The sequence below is a fragment of the Paracoccus stylophorae genome, from assembly GCF_028553765.1.
Lineage (GTDB): Bacteria > Pseudomonadota > Alphaproteobacteria > Rhodobacterales > Rhodobacteraceae > Paracoccus > Paracoccus stylophorae.
On the sequence record NZ_CP067134.1, the window covers coordinates 1,246,408 to 1,268,480 of the forward strand.

16 protein-coding genes and 2 tRNA genes are annotated in these 22,073 nt (G+C 67.1%); 15 read left to right on the top strand and 3 right to left on the bottom strand.

Annotated elements, in window-relative coordinates:
- Positions 1 to 57 precede the first annotated feature (57 nt).
- On the top strand, positions 58 to 1,062 hold the full coding sequence (locus tag JHW45_RS06140) for an SPOR domain-containing protein (RefSeq protein ID WP_272860048.1): 1,005 nt from the start codon (positions 58 to 60) through the stop codon (positions 1,060 to 1,062).
- Between the two features lie 54 nt (positions 1,063 to 1,116).
- Here the strand turns inward: JHW45_RS06140 and tyrS are convergent, their stop codons facing one another.
- Positions 1,117 to 2,385, bottom strand: coding sequence for a tyrosine--tRNA ligase (tyrS, locus tag JHW45_RS06145; protein ID WP_272860049.1), 1,269 nt, complete (start codon positions 2,383 to 2,385; stop codon positions 1,117 to 1,119).
- A 59-nt stretch (positions 2,386 to 2,444) separates the two neighbouring features.
- Here tyrS and JHW45_RS06150 point away from each other — a divergent pair, with 59 nt between their 5' ends.
- The 5 genes from JHW45_RS06150 (at position 2,445) to JHW45_RS06170 (ending at position 7,218) form a co-directional block, all read left to right on the top strand.
- Positions 2,445 to 3,557 carry an anhydro-N-acetylmuramic acid kinase gene (locus JHW45_RS06150; protein ID WP_272860050.1) on the top strand — a complete coding sequence of 371 codons (1,113 nt, stop codon included), beginning with the start codon at positions 2,445 to 2,447 and terminating at the stop codon, positions 3,555 to 3,557.
- A gap of 86 nt (positions 3,558 to 3,643) precedes the next feature.
- Positions 3,644 to 5,317: a PRC-barrel domain-containing protein gene (locus JHW45_RS06155; protein ID WP_272860051.1), complete on the top strand. Its 1,674-nt coding sequence runs from the start codon at positions 3,644 to 3,646 to the stop codon at positions 5,315 to 5,317.
- Positions 5,318 to 5,461: 144 nt separating this feature from the next.
- A tRNA-Asp gene (locus JHW45_RS06160) sits at positions 5,462 to 5,538 on the top strand.
- A 26-nt stretch (positions 5,539 to 5,564) separates the two neighbouring features.
- Positions 5,565 to 5,641: transfer RNA gene (locus JHW45_RS06165), tRNA-Asp, on the top strand.
- Positions 5,642 to 5,952: 311 nt separating this feature from the next.
- On the top strand, positions 5,953 to 7,218 hold the full coding sequence (locus tag JHW45_RS06170) for a glutamate-5-semialdehyde dehydrogenase (RefSeq protein WP_272860052.1): 1,266 nt from the start codon (positions 5,953 to 5,955) through the stop codon (positions 7,216 to 7,218).
- 6 nt (positions 7,219 to 7,224) lie between these two features.
- On the opposite strand, the gene JHW45_RS06175 is transcribed toward JHW45_RS06170, so the two are convergent.
- Positions 7,225 to 7,860 (bottom strand): histidine phosphotransferase family protein, encoded by a 636-nt coding sequence (locus JHW45_RS06175; protein WP_272860053.1) that lies wholly within the window; start codon positions 7,858 to 7,860, stop codon positions 7,225 to 7,227.
- Positions 7,861 to 7,899: 39 nt separating this feature from the next.
- Between JHW45_RS06175 and JHW45_RS06180 the strand changes: the two genes are divergently transcribed.
- From JHW45_RS06180 to JHW45_RS06220, 9 genes are all read left to right on the top strand, one after another.
- Positions 7,900 to 8,079: a DUF3553 domain-containing protein gene (locus tag JHW45_RS06180; protein ID WP_272860054.1), complete on the top strand. Its 180-nt coding sequence runs from the start codon at positions 7,900 to 7,902 to the stop codon at positions 8,077 to 8,079.
- Between the two features lie 154 nt (positions 8,080 to 8,233).
- Positions 8,234 to 9,016 (top strand): L-ornithine N(alpha)-acyltransferase, encoded by a 783-nt coding sequence (gene olsB / locus JHW45_RS06185; RefSeq protein ID WP_272860055.1) that lies wholly within the window; start codon positions 8,234 to 8,236, stop codon positions 9,014 to 9,016.
- 86 nt (positions 9,017 to 9,102) lie between these two features.
- Positions 9,103 to 9,912: a lyso-ornithine lipid O-acyltransferase gene (olsA, locus tag JHW45_RS06190; protein WP_272860560.1), complete on the top strand. Its 810-nt coding sequence runs from the start codon at positions 9,103 to 9,105 to the stop codon at positions 9,910 to 9,912.
- Between the two features lie 62 nt (positions 9,913 to 9,974).
- The gene (locus tag JHW45_RS06195; protein WP_272860056.1) at positions 9,975 to 12,239 is read left to right on the top strand and encodes an adenosylcobalamin-dependent ribonucleoside-diphosphate reductase; all 2,265 of its coding nucleotides are present in this window, start codon (positions 9,975 to 9,977) and stop codon (positions 12,237 to 12,239) included.
- A gap of 156 nt (positions 12,240 to 12,395) precedes the next feature.
- Positions 12,396 to 13,631 (top strand): putative DNA modification/repair radical SAM protein, encoded by a 1,236-nt coding sequence (locus JHW45_RS06200; protein WP_272860057.1) that lies wholly within the window; start codon positions 12,396 to 12,398, stop codon positions 13,629 to 13,631.
- Positions 13,631 to 15,064, top strand: coding sequence for a UdgX family uracil-DNA binding protein (locus JHW45_RS06205; protein ID WP_272860058.1), 1,434 nt, complete (start codon positions 13,631 to 13,633; stop codon positions 15,062 to 15,064). Before JHW45_RS06200 ends, JHW45_RS06205 begins: the two co-directional genes overlap by 1 nt.
- Before the next feature lie 188 nt (positions 15,065 to 15,252).
- The gene (locus tag JHW45_RS06210) at positions 15,253 to 17,289 is read left to right on the top strand and encodes an acyltransferase family protein (protein WP_272860059.1); all 2,037 of its coding nucleotides are present in this window, start codon (positions 15,253 to 15,255) and stop codon (positions 17,287 to 17,289) included.
- A 232-nt stretch (positions 17,290 to 17,521) separates the two neighbouring features.
- The gene (locus tag JHW45_RS06215; protein ID WP_272860060.1) at positions 17,522 to 17,977 is read left to right on the top strand and encodes a hypothetical protein; all 456 of its coding nucleotides are present in this window, start codon (positions 17,522 to 17,524) and stop codon (positions 17,975 to 17,977) included.
- Positions 17,887 to 18,477 carry a putative nucleotide-diphospho-sugar transferase gene (locus JHW45_RS06220; protein ID WP_272860061.1) on the top strand — a complete coding sequence of 197 codons (591 nt, stop codon included), beginning with the start codon at positions 17,887 to 17,889 and terminating at the stop codon, positions 18,475 to 18,477. Before JHW45_RS06215 ends, JHW45_RS06220 begins: the two co-directional genes overlap by 91 nt.
- 603 nt (positions 18,478 to 19,080) lie before the next feature.
- On the opposite strand, the gene JHW45_RS06225 is transcribed toward JHW45_RS06220, so the two are convergent.
- Complete coding sequence (locus tag JHW45_RS06225) at positions 19,081 to 21,882, bottom strand: trypsin-like peptidase domain-containing protein (protein ID WP_272860062.1); 2,802 nt, start codon at positions 21,880 to 21,882, stop codon at positions 19,081 to 19,083.
- Positions 21,883 to 22,073: the final 191 nt, after the last annotated feature.

A 22,073-nucleotide genomic window follows, 5' to 3' on the forward strand; every position in this document is an offset into this window, starting at 1 on the left:
GGATTTCAGCTTTGCGGCCTAGCGTTCGGCCAGGGCGGTGAAATCGCGGGTGGTCTGATGCGGGCGTTCTGGTGCGGGTTCTTGGCGATGGCGATGGCGTGGGCGGTGACGGGGCAGGCGGCCCCGGTGCCGTTGCCGCCCGACGGCTTCGACGGGGCGCAATATATCGACCGCACGGGATGCGTGTTCGTGCGCACGGGCGCGGGCTGGGCCGCGCGCCGGGACAGGAACGGCCGGCCGATCTGCGGCTTTCCCCCCACGCTGTCGTCGCGCCGCACGGACTCGGAGGGGGACGGTGTTGCGGAAACAGAGGCGCGCTCGCCCGCGGATATGCTGGCCGACACGCTGGCCGCCGGGCTGAGGGACGGCGAATTTCTGGCCGAATCCGCCCCGCCGCCTGACCGGCGCGACCCCTTGCCGGCCCCGCAGGACGATCCGATGCAGGCTCAACTGGACCAGCTTGTCGGCCATGACGCCGCGTTGCGCCGGGCGCTGTCGGGTGCGGGCGCGGGCGGGTCGGATCTTTGCGCGATGCTGGGATATGAGATGGCCGACGATCCCGCGCCGATCCTTGGCGGCGACGTGACGCAGGGGCTGTGCGCGGGGATGCGCGCGGCGGTGCCGGTCAAGCGGATCACTGCGGGCGCTGCGTCACGTGCCGACCCGCTGCAAGCCGGGTCGCCTTCCCGCAGCGGCACCGAAGCGGTCTCGGTGGTGCAGGACCGGCGTCCGCCGGCATCGGCGGCGTCGGCCCGCCGTCCGGTCGCGCCCAAAGGCAATGCCGATGCACGCGGACCCGCCATCGCGTCAGCGCCCACGGTCGAGATGATCCCTGCCTCGGCGCGCTATGTGCAGATCGGCGGTTTTGCCGATGACGAAAACGCGGTCGCCGCGATCCGTCGCCTGTCGGCGATGGGGTTCCGGGTCGCGCAGACGCGCCGCCGGGACGGCGACCGCGTCCTGCGCCTGATCCTCGCAGGTCCGTTCACGGACCGGCGCGATCTGGTCGCCGCGCTGAACAGGCTGCGCGCCAGCGGCTATCCCGGGGCCATTGCACGCTGAGACGGCCGAGGCTTGCCGCGCCACCGCTGCCCACCGACGCCGCGCGCCGCCGCGTCATGGAAGCGATGCGGAATCGCCTTGTCCGATCTGCACCATCCGGTGTTTCTTGCGACCGACCGACACCTTCAGCCCGTCCCCGATCAGCGCCGCATCGACCGGCATCTGCGGGTCGCTGACCGGCGCATTGTTCAGCCGCAGCCCGCCCTCGGCGATCAGGCGCTTGGCCTCCTTGCCGCTGGCGGTGATGCCGGTCTGGACCAGCATCTGCGCGACCGACAGCCCCGGCGTCAGCGCCGCGGCGGGCAGCGTCGCGATCTCCAGATCGCCGCCCGCGCCGCCCTGCTCGAACACCTCGCGGGCGGTCACCTCGGCGCTGGCGGCGGCCTCGGCGCCGTGCAGCAGCGTCGTCACCTCGTTGGCCAGCCGCACCTTGGCCTCGTTGATCTCGGACCCTTGCAGCGCGCCCAGACGCTCGCACTCATCGAGCGGCAATTCGGTATAAAGCTTCAGGAAGCGTCCGACATCGGCATCGGTGGTGTTGCGCCAGAACTGCCAGAACTCGTAAGGCGACAGCATCGCGCCGTTCAGCCACACCGCGCCGCCCGCCGACTTGCCCATCTTGCGCCCGTCGCTGGTCGTCAGCAGCGGCGAGGTCAGCCCCCAGACCACCGCGTCATCGACTCGCCGCGTCAGATCGATCCCGTTGACGATATTGCCCCACTGGTCCGACCCGCCCATCTGCAACCGGCAGTCATACCGGCGATGCAGTTCCAGAAAATCATAGGCTTGCAGGATCATGTAGTTGAATTCCAGAAAGGACAGCGACTGTTCGCGGTCCAGCCGGGACTTCACCGATTCGAAGGACAGCATCCGGTTCACGCTGAAATGCCGGCCGATGTCGCGCAGGAATTCCAGGTAATTCAGCCCGTCCAGCCATTCGGCGTTGTCCAGCATCAGCCCCGCGTTCTCGCCGTAATCCAGATAGCGCGCGAAGACCTGTCCCATCCCCTGGATGTTCGACCGGATCGCGGCCTGATCCAGCAGCGGCCGTTCCTCGGACCGGAACGACGGATCGCCCACCTTGGTCGTGCCGCCGCCCATCAGCGTGATGGGGCGGTTGCCGGTCTTCTGGAACCAGCGCAGCATCATGATGTTCAGCAGATGTCCGACATGCAGGCTGGCCGCCGTCGCGTCGTATCCGATATAGGCCGTGACCGGCCCGTCCAGCAGCGCCCGGTCCAGCGCCGCAAGATCGGTGCAGTCGGCCAGATAGCCGCGTTCGATCATCACGCGCAGAAAGTCGGATCCGGGGACATGGGTCATGGGCTGTTTCCTTCTGATCGGGGCGGATATACCGGCTGGAACAGCAAAGGAAAAGCACGATGATCCGGGCCTTGGGGATGATGTCGGGAACCTCGATGGACGGCGTCGATGCGGCCATGATCCAGACCGACGGCGTTCGCATCGCAGGCTTTGGCCGCAGCGGGTTCCGCGCCTTTTCCGACAACGAATCGGCGGTCCTGCACGCGGCCCTCGGTTGCTGGCCCGGCGATGCCGGCGTGGCCGAGGCGGCAGACATCGCGGTCCGCAGCCACGCCGCGCTGGCGCGGCTGTTCCCGCAGGCCGAGCTGATCGGCTTTCACGGCCAGACGCTGGCCCACGATCCGGGCCGGCGCGGCACGCATCAGGCGGGGTCGGGCGCGGATCTGGCGCAGGCGACGCAGCGCCCGGTGGTCTGGGATTTCCGCCGCGAGGATGTGCGGCGCGGCGGCGAGGGGGCACCGCTGGCGCCGTTCTTTCACTGGGCCTGCGCCGACTGGGCCTGCGAACGCGGCCTGCTGTCGCGCGCGCCCGTGGCGTTTCTGAACCTGGGCGGCGTCGGCAACATCACCTGGGTCGATCCCGCCGCGCGCGCGCCCCAGGCGGACGGCGCCTGCCTGGCCTTCGACACCGGGCCGGCGAATGCGCCCCTGAACGACCTGATGCGCAGCCGCCGCCGGCAAAGCCACGATGCGGGCGGTGCGCTGGCCCGCGCGGGCCGCGCCGACGACCGGATCGTCGCGCGCTTTCTGCGCGATCCGTATTTCGACCGCCCGCCGCCCAAATCGCTGGATCGCGACCGCTTCGCGGGGCTGAGGGATGCGGTGGCGCCTTTGGCCGATGCCGATGCGGCGGCGACACTGGTTGCCGGGATCGATCTGACGCGGCGAGTCGATGACGCGGTGGTCTCGTGGCTGCCCTCGCCGCCGTTGATGGTTCTGGTCTGCGGCGGCGGTCGGCATAACGCCGCGATCATGGCGGCGCTGCGCGCGGCGCTGCCCGCACAGGTTCAGCCGGTCGAGGCGGCGGGCCTGGACGGCGACATGCTGGAGGCTCAGGCATTCGGCTGGCTGGCGGTGCGGGTCCGGCGCGGCCTGCCGATCTCGGGCCCGATGACCACCGGCGTCCCCGAACCGGTCTGCGGCGGCCGCATCAGCCATCCGCGCCCGCTCTGACCCCCGGGCGGAACTGCACCGGGGCGTGCAGGTTGTTGTCCGGCAGGGGGCGCGCAAGCCCATCGGATCAACAGGGAGGAGACGACATGACAAGACAACTTCTGGGAACCGTCGCGGCACTGGCGCTGCTGGCCGGCGGGGCGGTGGCGCAGGACGCGCAGGATGCAGACGCCACCGAGGCGCAGGATGCCGGCGCACAGGTGATGGTCGAAGAGTGCGCCCCCGTCGTCACGGTGACGCAGACCCCGCCCCAGGTCACGATCGTGATCCCCGACGGCGAAGACCCCGAGCCGCAGGTGACGGTGATGCAGGCCCCGCCCGACGTCAGCGTCGAGAGCTGCGAACCGAACGTGACCCTGATGCAGGACGGCCAGCGAAGCGAGGCGCAGACGCAATTCACCGCCGCCGATCCCGACATTCGCGTGGACGCGGCGGAAGAGGCGCAGTTGACGATCACGCGCGAGCCGCGGACAGGATCGGGGTCCGACGCATCGACAGAGGCGACAGCGGATCAGCCCGAGGCGGCGGATGCCGCAGATGCGCAGGCCCAGCCTGCCGCCGAGGAGCCGGCAGCGGCCGGGGACGACACCGCGACAGTCGCCGGCGGCGATGAAGCTGCCGAAGGCGCGGCAGAGGCCGAGGCGTCCGGTGAGGCTGCCTCTGCCGAACCCGCCGAGGGTGAGGATGCGGCAGAGATGACTGCGGCGGACGCGGCCGCCGAGGACGCGGAGGCCGAAGGCGACGACGCGGCATCGGCGGATGACGCACCGGCCGAGCCTGTCGTTGACGGTGCTGCATCTGGCGGCGAATCTGCCGAACCGGCGGACGGTGCCGAGCCGGATGCAGAGCAGGCAGCGGGCGAAGAAACATCTGACGCGGCGATGGATGCACCTGCCGAGGATGCCGCAGCCGATGAGGGGGCGACGGACGCGGCACCTCAGGACGAGGCCGCGACGGAACCCGCTGATACCGATGCGGCTGCGGAACCGGAGGCTTTGGAACAGCAGGATCAAGGCGCTGCCGATAACGACGATCAGGATCAGGCAGTTGTCGCCGATGAAGACGGCGAGGTTGCCATTGGCAAGACCGGCGCGGTTGCCGACACCGATCCCGACCAGCAGGAAGCCGCCGCAGCGGCGGGCGACGGGCCGGGCGGCGACAGCACCGTGACCACGCCCGATGACGGCGGCGACGTCACCGCAGCGCCCGAACCGCCGGCGGAGGATGTCAGCACCGAGGCGGGCGGCACCGGTCTTGCCGGCGCGGCCGCGCAGCCGCAGGCGACCGAAACCGCCGAGGGCGAATTGATCGCGACGACGCCCGAAGACGATTCCGCCGCCGCCGACAACGCCGAGCCTGTGGCGGCCGGGACTGCGGCGCCGGATGCCGCGCAGGTGGATGCTGAACCGGCGACGGGTGACGCCGCCGCGGGCACAGGCATCGCGGCCGAGGCCGAGGCCATCGCGCAGCGCGAGGGCCAGACGGTCGTCGATGCCGACGAGGTGGTCGATTCGGGGCTGGACGGGTTGCAGGTCTTTACCTCGGGCGACGAGGAGATCGGCGAGATCGACAGCTTCGACGTCGAGGCCGGGCAGGCGATCATCGCCGTCGGCGGATTTCTGGGGCTGGGCGAACGCCAGGTGGCGGTGCCCTTGTCCGACATCTCGTTCCAGCGCGACGGGCGCAGCGATGTCCGGGCCTATCTGGGGCTGAGCGCGGATCAGGTCGAGGCTTTGCCGGAATATCAGCCGGCGGACTGAACCAGCGGCGGCGGCGCGGATGCGCCGCCGCGGCGCAAAGCGGGGCGGGGCGGCAGTTTTTTGTCCTGCTCTCTTGACGGGGGCGCGCGGGCTGCGTAAACCGCGCTTCACCCCGGCGGGCGATCAGCCGGGGGATGCAAGTGTGCGGTTGTAGCTCAGTTGGTTAGAGTACCGGCCTGTCACGCCGGGGGTCGCGGGTTCGAGTCCCGTCAACCGCGCCATTTGCAGCAATTCGCCCGATATATGTGCGGTTGTAGCTCAGTTGGTTAGAGTACCGGCCTGTCACGCCGGGGGTCGCGGGTTCGAGTCCCGTCAACCGCGCCATTATCCCCCCTCTCGTCTTCCCTCACCCTGTTGCCGGCCGTTGCGCAACGGCAGCGTGCGTTGCCGGATGTCGCGTGCCGCCCGCGCGCCGCGCCATCGCCTGCAAATGCTGGGATTTGGGCCGCACCGCGCGTGTACGCGGCCGGCACAGGGCGTACACAGGACGGTCACCGACAACGCGCGCTGGTGGGGCGCGGCGGGATTTGGGGACTCCTGTTCCGGGGCCGGGTTGGGTATGACAGGATGAGGGGCGGGTTCGGCTTGCGCGGACCCGATGGACGGACGCAGGCAGAGGCGAGAGGCGAGAGGCGATGAAGGACATGGAGGATGCGACGTCACTGATCGCGCGCATGGGCGAGGCGGCACGGGCGGCCTCGGTCGAACTGGCCGTGGCACCGGCCGAGTGCAAGCGGGCGGCGCTGATCGCGGCGGCGGGGGCGATCCGGGCGGCCACGGACACGATCCTTGCGGCCAATGCCCGCGATCTGGATTTCGGGCGCGACAAGGGGCTGAGCGATGCGATGATCGACCGGCTGCGGCTGGACGCGGACCGGCTGCGCGGGATCGAGGACGGTCTGCGCGACGTGGCCGAACAGCGCGATCCGGTGGGCGAGGTGGTCGCGGAATGGGATCGGCCCAACGGTCTGCATATCCGGCGCGTCCGCACGCCCATCGGGGTGATCGGCGTGATCTATGAAAGCCGGCCGAACGTGACCGCCGATGCCGGTGCGCTGGCGCTGAAATCCGGAAACGCGGTGATCCTGCGCGGCGGGTCGGAAAGCCTGCATTCCAGCGGCGCGATCCATGACTGCATGGTGCAGGGGCTGCGTCAGGCGGGCCTGCCCGAGGCCGCGATCCAGCTTGTGCCGACGCGCGACCGCGCGGCGGTCAGCGCCATGTTGCAGGCGCAGGGGCTGATCGACGTGATCATCCCGCGCGGCGGCAAGGGGCTGGTCGGGCTGGTCCAGCGCGAGGCGCGGGTGCCGGTCTTCGCGCATCTGGAAGGCATCTGCCACGTCTATGTCGATCGCGACGCCGATCCCGACAAGGCGCGGCGCGTGGTGATGAACGCCAAGACGCGGCGGACGGGGATCTGCGGTGCGGCGGAATGTCTGCTGATCGACCGCGCCGCCGACCCGGAATTGCGCGCGGCGCTGATCGCCGATCTGGTGGCCGCCGGCGTCGAGGTGCGGGCCGAGGGCGAACTGGCCGATCTGCCCGGCACGGTCGCGGCCCGGCCAGACGATTTCGGGCGCGAGTTTCTGGACATGGTGATGGCCGCGCGGCTGGTCGACGGGGTCGAGGATGCCATTGCCCATATCCGCCGCTTCGGCAGCCAGCACACCGAATCGATCCTGACCGAAAACGACGCCACCGCGCAGCGGTTCATGGCCGGGCTGGAAAGCGCGATCCTGATGCACAACGCCTCGACCCAGTTCGCCGACGGGGGCGAGTTCGGCATGGGCGCCGAGATCGGCATCGCCACCGGCAAGATGCACGCGCGCGGCCCGGTCGGCGCCGAGCAATTGACCAGCTTCAAGTATCTGGTCAGCGGCGATGGCGCGATTCGCGGCTAGGGCCGATCAGAACGCGATTTCCGCGCCCTTGTCGTCCATGTCCCATGACAGGCGGCGGTTCGCGGCGCGCGCCGCCTCGGCCAGCAGGGCGAACTGGACCTCGGAGGGGGCGGGCGGGCGCGGCTGGCCCTGACCCAGCCACGCCCACAGGTCGGGGTCGGGGCGCATGCGGTCGGAATCGGCCACCAGTTGCCAGCCGGGCATCCGGTGCAGCGCGATGACGCGCCCGCCCCACGGCATCGCCGTTTCCAGACACATCAGCGCCAGCATGACCATGCGGATCTCGGCCCGGGCGAAATCGCCCTCGACCTCAAGCTGGGTGCGCAGCCGGCCCTGCGCCGATGCGCCGTCCAGCAGCTTTTGCACCTCGTTGCGGGCGATGCGCTGGCCGCCCTGGGCCTGGCCGAAGGCCATGCGGAACGCCTGGATGCGGCTGCGCGCCGCCGCCACCGATTCGGCGATCAGCCGCAATTCGGGGCTTTGCGCGATGGCCGGAAAGTCGGGCGACATTTCCAGCAATTCGACCCCGTTGCCGATCGCGCCCAAAGGCGAGACCAGATCGTGACACAGCCGCGAGCCCAGCAGCGCCGCCAGATCGCCGGGCGACAGATCCGCCGCGATATGCGTTGTATCAAGGGTCATGCGGGATTACCTTTCGTTGCGGGCAGACAGGGATGCGGCGTGAACGAGATTCTGGAACCGGGAATGATCGTGCGCCATCCGGGCGCTCCGGAATGGGGCGTGGGACAGGTCCAGTCGCGGATCGGCGACCGGATCACGGTCAATTTCACCGAGGCCGGCAAGCGCGTCATCGACGGGCGCCGGGTGACGCTGGACATCGTGGCGACGGATGCGATGTGATGGTTGTTCGACATGGCGATGTTTGTGCAACCTGAGGTTGTTATATGCAAGTCCCGTCGCGTGATGCGCGCCTGGCGGGGCGCGCGTGTTGCATCAGGGCCCTGCTGCGCCTAGACAGGCGCGCGGCGAACCAGCGCATGACGAAGAACCCCGCATGAAGTCCGACCCTTCCTATTTCGATATCCGTATCGCCACGTCCGAGCGCGATCTGCTGGGCGCGCAGCGGCTGCGGTATCGCGTGTTCGTCGAGGAGTTGGGCGGCACCGGCCCGATGGTCGATCACGAGGCAAGGCTGGAACGCGACGAGTTCGACCCGATCGTGGATCATCTGTGCCTGATCGACCGGCGGCGTTCGGCCGAGGATCTGGAACATGTCGTCGGCGTCTATCGCCTGCTGCCCGGCTTGCGCGCCGAGGAGTTCGGGCGGTTCTATTGCGACGGCGAATACGATCTGACGCCGCTGCGCGATTCGGGCCGCTCGATCCTGGAACTGGGGCGGTCCTGCGTCGATCCGGCGCTGCGCGGCGGATCGGGGATGTTTTTGCTGTGGAACGCGCTGGCCGATTACGTCCTGGAACTGGGAATCGAGGTGTTGTTCGGCGTGGCCAGCTTTCACGGCACCGACATTCCGACGCTTGCCCCGGCGCTGAGCTGGCTGCATCATCATCACCTGGCGCCCGAGGGTTTGCGTCCGCGCGCCCATGCGACCGGGTATCAGCGCATGGACCTGATCCCGCCCGGGCGGATCGACCGGCGCGAGGCGATGGTGGGGATGCCGGCGCTGATCAAGGCCTATCTGCGCCTGGGCGGGATGGTCGGCGACGGCGCCTTCATCGACCGCGATTTCAACACCACCGACGTGTTCCTGCTGATGGACACGGCGAAGATGTCGGAAAAGCACCGCAAATTCTATGAAAGCCGCTGGCAGCCGCAATGAGCCGGCCGCCGCACGCCGCGCCCGGACCGCAGCGCAGCCCTGCCGGGCAGGACGGGCCGGCGTGGCGCGGCGAGACGCTGCCCGCGATGCCGCGGCCGCAGGGTGTGCGCGGCTGGTGGCGGGTGGTGCGGCGCGGGGTGCCGGCGATCCTGGTGCTGCTGGCGGGGGTGGTCGCGATCCTGCCGCTGCGCGGGGCCGAGCGCGTGCTGCACGGTCCGCGCAGGCCGTGGACCGGGGTGCATGTGCAGATCGTCTGCCGGCTGGTGCTGGCGTGTATCGGCCTGCGCTGGCGGCGCGAGGGGCGGCCCATGCGCGGGCCCGGCGCGGTCGTGGCGAACCATTCAAGCTGGCTGGACATCCTGACCCTGAACGCGGCGATGCCAGTCTTTTTCGTCAGCAAGTCCGAGGTCCGGGGCTGGCCCGGCATCAACATCCTGACCGCTGTGACCGACACGCATTTCGTCGTCCGCGATCCCAGACAGGCCGGTGCGCAGGCGGCCCAGTTCGCCGCCCGCATCCGGGCCGGGCACCGGCTGCTGTTCTTCCCCGAGGGCACCTCGACCGACGGGTTGCGCGTGCTGCCGTTCAAGCCGGCGCTGTTCCAGGGCTTTCTGGACCCCGATCTGCCGGACGGGCTGGCGATCCAGCCGGTCAGCGCGATCTATGACGCGCCGCCGGGGGCGGACCCGCGCTTTTACGGCTGGTGGGCCGACATGGCGCTGGCCGATCATCTGCTGGCGGTGCTGTCCGCGCCGCGTCAGGGCTGCGCGCGGATCGTGCTGCACCCGCCGGTGCCGGTCGCGGGCGAGACACGCAAGACGCTGGCCCGGCGCTGCGAGGAGGTGGTGCGGCGCGGGGTGCAGGATCGGCTGGCCTTGACCGAAAATAAGGATTGAAGCTTCGCCGATCCGACAATATCTGGTATCGTTCCCCCTTCGCTGCCTCAAGGACTGTCCCCATGACCCGCTTTGCCGCCCCCATCGCCGAACAGATCTGGGACATGAAATACCGCATGAAGGATGCCGAGGGGCAGCCGGTCGATGCCACGGTCGAGGACAGCTGGCGCCGCGTTGCCCGCGATCTGGCGCGGGTCGAGGATGCGCCGGAGGAATGGGAAGACCGCTTCTATGCCGCGCTGGAGGATTTCAGGTTCCTGCCGGCGGGCCGCATCCTGGCGGGGGCCGGGACGGGCAGGGCGGTGACGCTGTTCAACTGTTTCGTCATGGGCACGATCCCCGACAGCATGGGCGGCATCTTCGACATGCTGAAGGAGGCCGCACTGACCATGCAGCAGGGCGGGGGCATCGGATACGATTTCAGCACCATCCGCCCGCGCGGGGCCGAGGTGAAGGGGGTGGCCGCCGACGCCTCGGGGCCGCTGTCCTTCATGGATGTCTGGGACGCGATGTGCCGCACGATCATGTCGGCAGGCTCGCGCCGCGGCGCGATGATGGCGACGATGCGCTGCGATCATCCCGATATCGAACAGTTCATCCAGGCCAAGCAGGACAGCGCGAGACTGCGCATGTTCAACCTGTCGGTTCTGGTGACGGATGCGTTCATGCAGGCGGTGAAGGACGGCGGGACCTGGGATCTGACCTTCGGCGACCGTGTCTATCACACCGTCGAGGCGCGCGATCTGTGGAACCGGATCATGCGCGCGACCTATGACTATGCCGAACCGGGCGTGATCTTCATCGACCGCATCAACCAGCAGAACAACCTGCACTATGCCGAAACCATCGCCGCCACCAACCCCTGCGGCGAACAGCCCTTGCCGCCCTATGGCGCCTGCCTGCTGGGGTCGGTCAACCTGGCGCGCCTGGTGACCGCGCCGTTCGGCCCGGACGCGCGGCTGGATGCGGATGCGCTGGACGATCTGGTGCGCACCGCCGTGCGGATGATGGACAACGTGGTCGACGCCAGCAAATTCCCGCTGCCCCAGCAGGCGGAAGAGGCGCGGGCCAAGCGCCGGATCGGGCTGGGCGTCACCGGGCTGGCCGATGCGCTGCTGATGCTGGGCCTGCGATACGGCGCGCCCGAGGCGGTGGAACAGACCCGCGCATGGATGAAGGCGATCGCCAATTCGGCCTATCTGGCCAGCGCCGATCTGGCGCGCGAAAAGGGCGCCTTTCCGCTGTTCGATGCGCGGAAATACCTGGCATCGGGCTTCATGGAAAAGATGGACGATCACGTGCGCGAGGCGGTGCGCGAACACGGCATCCGCAACGCCTTGCTGACCAGCATCGCGCCCACCGGCACGATCAGCCTTTATGCCGGCAATGTGTCATCGGGGATCGAGCCGGTCTTTGCCTATGCCTATACCCGCAAGGTGTTGCAGAAGGACGGCAGCCGCACCGAGGAAGAGGTCGTCGATTACGCCGTGCAGATGTGGCGCGACCTGCATGGCGATGCGGCCCTGCCGGATCATTTCGTCAACGCCCAGACGCTGGCGCCGCGCGATCACGTTGCCATGCAGGCGGCGGCGCAGGAATGGGTGGACAGTTCGATCAGCAAGACGATCAACTGCCCCGAGGATATCGGGTTCGAGGAATTCAAGGATGTCTATCTGTCGGCCTGGGATCTGGGCTGCAAGGGCTGCACCACCTATCGCCCCAACGAGGTGACGGGCAGCGTGCTGTCGGTCAGCGAACGGACCGACACCGCGCCCGAGGCCGATCAGGGCGCGGACGTGGTCTATCTGACCGAGCCGCTGGACCGGCCCGCAGCCCTGGAAGGCACCACCTACAAGCTGAAATGGCCGGGCAGCGAACACGCCATCTACATCACCGTGAACGACATCGTGCAGGCCGGCCATCGCCGCCCGTTCGAGGTGTTCATCAATTCCAAGAACATGGAACATTACGCCTGGACCGTGGCGCTGACGCGGATGATCAGCGCGGTGTTCCGGCGCGGCGGCGACGTGTCCTTCGTGGTCGAGGAACTGAAGGCGGTGTTCGATCCGCGCGGCGGGGCGTGGATGGCGGGCCGCTATGTCCCCTCGATCCTCGCCGCGATCGGCGGGGTGATCGAACGCCACATGATCGCCATCGGCTTTCTTGAGGGCGAGGGGATGGGCCTGAAGACCGACCCCAAGGCCGAGGCCGTCGCGGTGGGCGAGGCGCCGCGCGGCCCGGCCTGCCCAAGCTGCGGCCAATACGGCATGCGCATGATCGAGGGTTGCATGACCTGCCCAAGCTGCGGTCATTCCAAGTGCCAGTGACGCGGCGCAGCCACGGGCGGTCTGACAGGTTCGGCGGCTGACCGGGAACGGGCGGCCGTCAGGGCCGGGCGCGGTTCAGGCGGAATCACGCGCATATCTGCGGCAGGATCAATCTGGATTGATGACAAGCCGTGGTCTGGAACATATCAAGAACAGATGGCACGACAGACACTGGATCAGAAACTGGCGATTCTCAGCGATGCGGCGAAATACGACGCGTCCTGCGCCTCGTCAGGCTCGACCAGACGTCATTCCCGCGATGGCAAGGGGCTGGGGTCGAACGAAGGCAGCGGCATCTGCCACGCCTATACCCCCGACGGGCGCTGCATCAGCCTGTTGAAGATCCTGATGACGAATTTCTGCATCTACGATTGCAGCTATTGCATCAACCGCGTTTCCTCGAACGTGCCCCGCGCGCGGTTCAGCGTCGATGAGGCGGTGCGGCTGACCATCGAGTTCTATCGGCGCAATTACATCGAGGGGCTGTTTTTGTCCTCGGGCGTGATCCGGTCGCCCGATGCGACCATGTCAGACATGGTGCAGATCGCCCGCAAGCTGCGGCACGAGGAAAATTTCCGCGGCTATATCCATCTGAAGACGATTCCCGACGCCTCGCCCGACCTGATCGCAGAGGCCGGCCGGCTGGCCGACCGCCTGTCGATCAATGTCGAACTGCCCACCGATTCCGCCCTTGCCCAATACGCGCCCGAGAAGAAGCCCGAACATATCCGCCGCGCCATGGCCAATGTCCGCATGGCGCGGGACGCAAACAAGGAGAGGACGTTTACCGGCAAGCGCCCGCCCCGCTTCGCCCCGGCGGGCCAGTCCACGCAGATGATCATCGGTGCGGACGGATCGAACGACGCGACGGTCCTGCGCCAGTCGACGCGGCTTTACGCCAGCTACAGGCTGAAGCGGGTCTATTACTCGGCCTTCTCGCCCATTCCCGACAGTTCGGCCAAGCTGCCGCTGATCCGCCCGCCCCTGGAACGCGAGCACCGGCTTTATCAGGCGGACTGGCTGCTGCGTTTCTATGATTTCGGGCTGGACGAGATCACCTCGGTGACGCGCGACGGCAATCTGGATCTGGACATCGACCCCAAGCTGGCCTGGGCGCTGGCGCATCGCGGGGTGTTTCCGCTGGATGTGAACCGCGCCAGTCGCGAATTGCTGCTGCGTGTGCCGGGATTCGGGATCAAGACCGTGGACCGGATCCTGGCGACGCGCCGCCACCGCACGCTGCGGTTCGAGGATCTTCTGCGGATGGGCGCCGCCATGAAGAAGGCGCGCGCCTTTGTCACCGCCGGGGGCTGGACGCCGGGCAGCCTGACCGACAGCGCCGATCTGCGCGCGCGCTTCGCGCCGCCGCCCGAACAGCTGGCGCTGTTCTGATGCACCGGGTCAGCCTGCCGCGCATCGGCACCGCCAAGGCGTGGCGCGACGCCGCGCGCGGGTTTCTGGCCGCCGGCGTGCCGCCCGAACACATCCTGTGGGGCGATCACGCAGCCGCCCCCGATCTTTTCGGCGGCGACAGCCCGCCACCGGGCGGCGGAACGGTGACGGTGCCGCGCAGCTTCGTCGCCATGGCCGAAACCGCCGTGTGGCACAGCGACCCCGAACGCTTTGCGCGGCTGTATGCATTCCTGTGGCGGCTGAAGGACGCGCCGCATCTGATGGCGGATCGCGGCGATGCCGAGTTGGCAAAGCTGCGGCAGATGGAAAAGAACGTCCGCCGCTGCCAGCACAAGATGAAGGCTTTCGTGCGCTTTCGCGAAATCGGCGCGCCCGACGCCGCCCGGCGCAGCTTTGCCGCGTGGTTCGAGCCCAGCCACCACACGGTCGAGCCGACGGCGGATTTTTTCGTGCGCCGCTTTTCCGACATGGACTGGCGTATCCTGACCCCCGACATCTCGGCCATCTTCGAGCAGGGCGAACTGTCCTTTCACCAGGGATATGCCCGGCCAGACCTGCCCGAGGATGCCGGCGAGGCGCTGTGGATCACGTATTTTCAGAACATCTTCAATCCGGCGCGGCTGAAAGTGCAGGCGATGCAATCCGAGATGCCGAAGAAATACTGGAAGAACATGCCCGAGGCCGCGCTTATTCCGCAGATGATCGCGCAGGCGCCGGGCCGCGCAGATGCGATGGCCGCCGCCGCGCCGACGCTGCCGCCCGCCCGGATGGCGCCGGCACAGGCGCAACTGGCCTCCTGCGCATCGGCGTGGGACGGCCCGGCCGAGGATCTTCCCCGCGCGATCCGCGCCTGCACGCGCTGCGCGCTGCATTGCCACGCGACGCAGGCGGTGCCGGGCGAAGGCCCCGCCGATGCGGATCTGATGGTGGTCGGCGAACAGCCCGGCGATCTTGAGGATCTGAGCGGGCGGCCCTTTGTCGGCCCGGCCGGGCAGATGTTCGACAGCCTCGCCGCCGAGGCGGGGCTGGACCGCGACGCCGCCTTCGTCACCAATGCGGTCAAGCATTTCAAGTTCGTCGCCCGCGGCAAGCGGCGCATCCACCAGCGACCCAACACCTCCGAGATCCATCACTGCCGCTGGTGGCTGGACGCCGAGATCGCGCAGGTCCGCCCGCGACTGATCCTGGCCATGGGTGCCACCGCCGCGCAAAGCCTGACCGGCAATGGCACGGCCATCCTGTCCCGGCGCGGCAGGATCGAGACCGGACCCAACGACCTGCCGGTGCTGATCACCCTGCACCCGTCCTACCTGCTGCGGACGCCCGACGCGGCAGAGCGCGCGCGCGCAACGGCGCAGTTCAGGCAGGACCTGACCACCGCCGCCGGGATCATCGCGCAGGAAGCGGGCTAGTCGGGGGCATCGGCTGTTCGACGCCGTTAAAAGTGCACAAAAGCCCGAAACCCCGATCCGCACCTGTCTATCGGGGCAGAGGGGGTCAAGAAATCCTTGACCGGAACCGGCAGATCGTCGACTGAGACCAGCAGTGTTGGGCGCAGTGCCGCCGATGTCACGATCATGCGTTTTCGGAGTGTCATCCGATGAAATATCGCCCAGAGATAGACGGGCTGAGAACCATCGCCGTCCTGCCGGTCGTTTTCTTCCATGCGGGGATCGGGCCGTTCCATGGCGGGTTTTCGGGCGTCGATATTTTCTTCGTGATTTCGGGCTATCTGATCACCTCGCTGATTATCGGCGATCTGGAGGCGGGGAAATTCAGCATCCTGAATTTCTATACGCGGCGCGTCCGGCGCATTCTTCCCGCGCTTTTCTTCGTGCTTGCTCTCAGCAGTCTTGCGGCGTTCCATATCCTGTATCCGTTGGAATTGAACGAGTTCGCGCAGAGCGTCGTGGCGACGATGTTCTTTTCGTCCAACATATTCTTCTGGATAAAAAGCGATTATTTCGCGACCGCCGCCGAACTGAAGCCGCTTCTTCACACATGGAGCCTTGGGGTCGAGGAACAATATTATCTGTTCTTCCCCCCGCTCATGATGGTTATCTGGAAGGGCGCGCGGAAGGTCCGGTTGTCACTCTCGCTTCTGGGCTTTATCGCGGCCCTCAGCCTTGCGGCGTGTCTTGTGTTGAGTGAGACCTGGTCGGGGATGACGTTCTATCTTCTGCCGTTTCGCGCGTGGGAACTGCTGATCGGGGCGATGTGTGCGATCGTGCTTGCCCGTTGGCACATTCCGGCCAATGGCCCCGCCGCGATCCTTGGCGCGGTCCTGATCGCAATCTCGGTCCTGTTCGGCTCCGAGCACGGCTGGCCATCCTGGCAGGCCCTGCTTCCGACCGTCGGGTCGGGGCTGGTCATCCTGTTCGCCTCCGGCAGCAGCGGGATCGGCCGCCTTCTTGCGACCGGGCCGATGGTCGGGATCGGGCTGCTCAGCTACAGCCTGTATCTGTGGCATCAGCCGCTGTTCGCATTCACGCGTCTGCGCTTGCCCGACGAACCCTCGGTCAGCCTGAAATTCGCCCTCATCGCGCTGGCCATCCTGCTTTCATGGTTTACGTGGCGTTTCGTCGAAAAGCCGTTCCGGACGCGGGGACCGGAAGGCTTTGTCGTCGGCGACAGGAAGGTGGCCGTGATGACGGGGTCTGTCGCCGTGGTGTTCGTGGCGGCAGGGCTTCTGGGGGATGCCACCGATGGCTGGCCGAAGCGCACCGCCCCCTCCGGTCTGACCTTCGCGCAGATCACAAGCGACCTGGCCGGCGCGCAGATCGATAACCTGCCATGCGACACCGATCTGGCCTTCAACCCCGCCCTCACCGCGCCGTTGCCCGAATGCGTGTTTGCGGCCGCAGGCACTGATCCGCCGCGGCGGGCGATCCTTCTGGGCGACAGCCATGGGTCGATCATGACGGAGGCAGTCGCCGCGCGGCTGGTTTCGGCGGGTTATGAGACGTCGGTCGCCACGTTCGGCGGATGCGTTCCGTTTCCCGGCTATCGCACGGTGTTCCGGGATTGCCATGCGGCCAACACCGCCATGTATCGCCATGTGGCGGAATCCGGTTACGACGTGATCGTTCTTGTCTTCCGTCCGCAACCGGTCTTCTTCGAAGATCACAGGATCATACCGGCCGGTGACGCCTCGCCCGATCAGCCGGTGGATGTTCTGGAAATGATCCGTTCGGGATTGATGCAGCTTATCGGCACCGGAGCGAACGTCATCCTGTTCGAGCCGGTTCCCGACATGCCCCGCGATATCGGCCATCTTGCCCGCAATCGTTTCGCGTTCGATGAAGATCACGCGACCGTCGAGTTCTCGATCCCGTTTTCCCAGTATCTCGGCCGGACCGAACCGGTCCTCGACTTCCTGCGCACGATCCGCGCGCCCGATCTTACGGTGCTGGAAACGTCGCGGGTGATGTGCGACGGCATCGACCGCGCCTGTGCGGGGATAGAGGCGGGCGTGGCCCTTTACATCGACGACAATCACCTGTCCCGGTTCGGCGTCCATAAGCTGATGGCCGGGGTGGACAAGGACTTGCAGGATGCCCTGGACGCCAGCAATCTTGCCGTTCCGCCGCAGGCCGGCCGGGCGCAGGAGGCCAGCGTTCAATCGCCTTTGCGATAATGGTTCCAAGCGCAGCCCCGCGCGGGCGCCCGGACGTTTGCGCAGGAACCTTATCGCCACGGCGAACGGTCACGCGAATGGTGGAGCTGCGTGTGAAGCTTGCTCGGAGACAGGCAGGCTGAGCGCAACACTCGGAACGCACGTGCAGATTTTTTTGCTGGAGGCCCCTTGATGGAGTCATGCCTCCCGGTCTTGATGTTGAAGTGGAAGGATTTATTGTTCGGATTTTTCAATGTCGAATGCTACCGGCCAGGACTCGAGAAGCGAAACCGTGGGCGTGGTGTTTGCCACGACGGGGAAGACATACAATATCCTGGCCCGCCGTGCCGCGAGAACGCTGAAGCAGTGCATGCCAACGGTCGAGATCGACTGGTTCACCGATGCGACGCTCAAATCCGATCGGGTATTCAGCCAGATCCACCGGCTGTCGGAATCCTTTTTTCGCCCGAAGATGGAGGCGCTTCGGAAGTCGCGTTTCGATCGCACGCTGTATCTGGACGCGGATATCATCGCGCTCTCGGATGTCAGCGAACTTTTCACCGCGCTTGACGACTTCGATCTTCTCGCCGCCCATGCCGAGAAAGGTCAGGTTGAATATTGCCGGAGGGCGAGCCGCCTCGCTGCATCTCGGCGCTCAACAGCGGCGTTCTGGCGGTTCGCAAGTCGCAGGCCACCGATGCCTTTCTGAGGGAGTGGGACAGGGAAGTAAGGGAGAAGGGGGAGCGTCGCGACCAAGCAGCCATGCGCCGGGTCTTGGCGCGCTCCCGGCTGCGATATTCTGTCCTTGGACCGGAATACAACCTGATGAAACATGTGCATCTGGAGAATTGGGGCCAGAGGCTGGGTTCACCGCGCATCATCCATGCGCCCGCACTTCACGAAAAGCCCTCCGCAAACCCGGAAGCGCCTTTCGTTCTGGAGGAGGCCCTTACACCGGAATTGTCATCTCGCAAACTCGTGCGCCATGACAGGTCGCTGGGCGCAGAGCATGCGGGGATCTTGCTGACACCGCGCCAGAAGAGAGAGCGTCAGCTAAAGTCGCTTCAGAAGCAGGTCAAAGATCTGAAGGCTGACAAGAAGCGTCTTGCGGCAGAGCTGACAACTTACCGAAGAAGTCGGAGCGTCAGGCTGCTGACGAGGCTGAACTGGCGTCTGCGCCGGAACCTGGACAGGCAGGGCCCCGTGTAATCTGTCAACGCCCCGCCGAAGGTCGGGCGCTTCGTTCCAATGCTCCCAAATTACCGTTGGATAAGTGCGAACCACTTCTCGATGACGATACTGGACCCAGCCATACCGCCTGCACCTGCCGTATCGGGTGGGAAAACAAAGCGTCACCACGGGCCGCCGCGCGGGGCCGGGGTAGGATGGCGGGGAAGGGGCGTCGCAAAGTCTGCTTGCCCCTCGCGTCGACCGGCTTTGGCTGCAAGATACGCACGTCCGCAATTCTGGAATGTCGTAATGGCGCGAGTTGCCCACGGTTCAGGCCCGCAATCCGCGCGCGATTCTCCACAACCCTCCGGCATCAGTCATCGCGCTTCGGTCTGACGTGTTTGGAAGTGGATAGGGGAAAGCAGCGGGGAAGAAGATGAGCAAACCGCCGCATTCTGGTTTTAAAACGACTATTTAATAGAAGGTAGTGGCGGAGGGGCTTCATCGAAAATCCCGGCTCAGAGTCCCGCAGTCATGTGTTGGCAGAACTGCACGCGCGCGCTCGTAACGCGACAGGCTTGAACAGGGTGATCCTGTTCCGGCCGCGCTCTCCACCTTCCTGCGCAGCTCTACAGTGCTGCGTCAGGCAAAGCGGCGCGTGGGCGACGGCGGCCGGCCCCTGATCTCCGCCAGAAGCGCATTCAGCAGGCTGGGATCGCTGCAGCAGGCGGCAAGCGTGCCGGGCGTATTCGTCCTATCTCCTGAACCTGCCCGCAAGGGGAAGGCTTTCTGGCCAAGCGCCGTTTGCACCAGATCCACCCAATCGCACGCGAACGGGGGCAGGTCGCCCGGTTGACGGTCATGGCCGAGCGGCCAGATCCGGTGGGTATAGCCGTTTCTGTACTTCGGCAGTGCGACCGGAGCAATCTGAAGGAACCGTGTCACCTTCGGGTCGTTGCGGCGCATCGCCTCATCTATCTGAGCAGCCGCAGCGATGGACCCGGTGCCGAAGGACAGAAGCGACAGGACCCGGCCCTTTGCCGCCTCGATGCAGAGGGCGGCGCCCGCTTGCCAGAGTGAACCGCCTGGCCTTGCCGCCGTGTCGGCTTCGGCGGCGAAATCGGCAAGGATCCTGCCGCAGAGCCGCGCGGCACGATGTTCAAGATAGGCCGATCCGTCCACTGCCAGCCTGCCGAATCGTTCCGACACCAATGCCGCCTCTGCCCGCATCCGCGCCGCGACGGTAGCGACCTCATCGACGCCGTAGGCGATATGCAGGGGGAAGATGCCGTTCTTCAGGAAAACCGGCGTCATGTGGGCGGCGATGCGGGAAATTGCTTCGGCCCCCAGGAAGGGATCGTGGTGCAGGATGGCAAGTTGCGGACATTCCGGCAGTTCGTTCGCGTTGAGCTCTCCCACCGCCTCGCGCAACGCGCCGAGCCCGAGGCCGAGCCGCCCGGCCTCGACGATGCCATCACGTTCGGCATGGATCACATGCCCCAGAAGCGCGTGGCGCGGCGCCCGCGGCAGGGCTGCCGTCGCGGCTGGCAGCCCGTCATCTTTCGCTGCCGCGCCGCTTGCCGGGGTCAGGCCGAAGGCCGAGGGTGAGCTGGGGGCAAGACGGACAATCCAGGCATCGATCAGGTTCTCGGCCCAGTCGGCATAGCTCCAATGCGCCATGCCGTCCCGGCCGCCCCAGCCGCCCCAGTCCGGCCCCCAGGAATTTTGCACGATGAACCCCGCGGCGTCGTAGCCGATCACCGCGAATGCATGGGCCCCGATCCGTTCCTGGCTGTGGCGGATGGAATGGATGCGCTTGCCATCGCTGCGTATCCAGCCGGCATGGATATGCGCCGCCACCGCCACCGCGCCCAGTTCCTGGATCGCGGACTGGAAATCGGCGAGCTGCGGGCGCAGCCGGAAATACGCGCCCGCCGTCACATTGCGGGCGTCGCGCGCCGCGCGGCGGGTGAACGCCCAGCCCTGCTGGCCCGGCACAAACGGCGCCACATCCGCGCCGCAGACACCGGAATGGAAGAACCCCTTGATTCCCGCGCGCAGGCTCGTGCCGCCGGCGCCGTCCTCGATCCATTCATCCTGCGCCAGCGCCATCTCGTAGAGCATCCGGGCGCTGACCGGTTTGGCCTCCGGATCGGTTGCCCGCCGCTGCACGTCGATCAGCGCGGCCAACGCGAAACCGACGCAAGCCGGCTCGGATCTTTGATTATGGATGCGCCGGCGGGGATCGCGGCCGGGCAGGACGGCGTCGCGAGGCGCGGTCATCGGCGGGGCATAGAACCGGTCGCGGGTGTCGGGACGGTCTGCGACGGCGGCGGCCAGCAGCGCGGGGGGCAGATCGGCTGGATCTGTACCGATGAAGGGCGACACGCCTTCATCGTCGGGATCGGCCAGCGCGGGCGACCAGGCCGCCGGCGGCTGCCGCTCGGCCGGGGTGCGGCTGCCGGACGGCAAGGCATCGTCGATTTCCTCACGCATCCGCGCCTCGGCAAGAAGCAGCGGTATCGGCACGCCGCGATTGGCTTCGTCCGGGTGCTCGGGGCCGCCGAGGAAAAACTGGCCGCCGCTTGTGTGCAGCGCGACCACATGGCGGGTCAGCAGGTTGAATATCGGCGACCCGGAATTGCCGCCGAGGGTCGATGCATCATGCGCCATGAGCCTTGCCGCCGCCTCTTGGTGTGTGGTCGGACGTCCCGGACCGGCCATCGCGTCGGGGTTGAGGCATCGGCCGGGACAAAGCCTCAGGATGCCAAGCTCGCCTTCAAAGACAGAGGCCAACCCGCCCGCGCCGACCAGCGCAGGCGGCACAAAGCCTTGCGCGGCCGGGTAGCCCAGAACGGCGACGGGGTCGTCCCGCCCCTGCGCCCGGCCGGGGTCGATTTCCAGCGGCGGGACCTTTTCCGGCGCAAGATCCAGCGGACGGTCAAGCTCGCACAGCATCGCGTCCCACAGTCCGTGTGGCCAAATCACTGCAGCGATATCGATGCCCTGCGCCGCAGGATCCGGTCGGTCGGCGAAGGTGATGCGGGTCTGGCGCAGGGCACGGCCATCGCCAGTGCCTACGGCAAGACGGCCAAGCCTGCGTGTCACCGGTCGGCCGGAATTCAGCATGTAGGTCAGCACGTGACCGGCGGTGAGGATGCGGGCATTGCGCCCGCCGCCGCCGGCGTTCACGACCCAGCCGGTGCCCACCCGCATCCACGCGCCATCCGACTGGCGCACATCTATTCTGCCGACGCTTCTGGAATAGGCGGCGGCGATCTGCTGGAGGGCGTCCATATGCTCGCGCAGCCCTGACGGCAGCAGGGGTGGCGGCGGGCCGGGCAGCGCGCGGTTCGTCAGCGCGATCCCCGGACGCATCAGCCTGACAATCCGGCCAACGCGCGTCAGCCCGCCACCGGAATGCCGGTCACCCCGCATCAGCATGCGAAGATGCGGAACTATGTCTGAATCCGACATCGGACCATCCCCCGCCACGGGCGCAGCAATTGCCAGGGCCACATGTCAGGCTATCACCGAATCACTTCTTGTGGCACGATCATATTAGCTGAGTGTTGTAAATGGTGCGCCGCCCCTTTTCCGGGTGGTGGCGGAAGTTTGACCCGAAAGGATCTGCG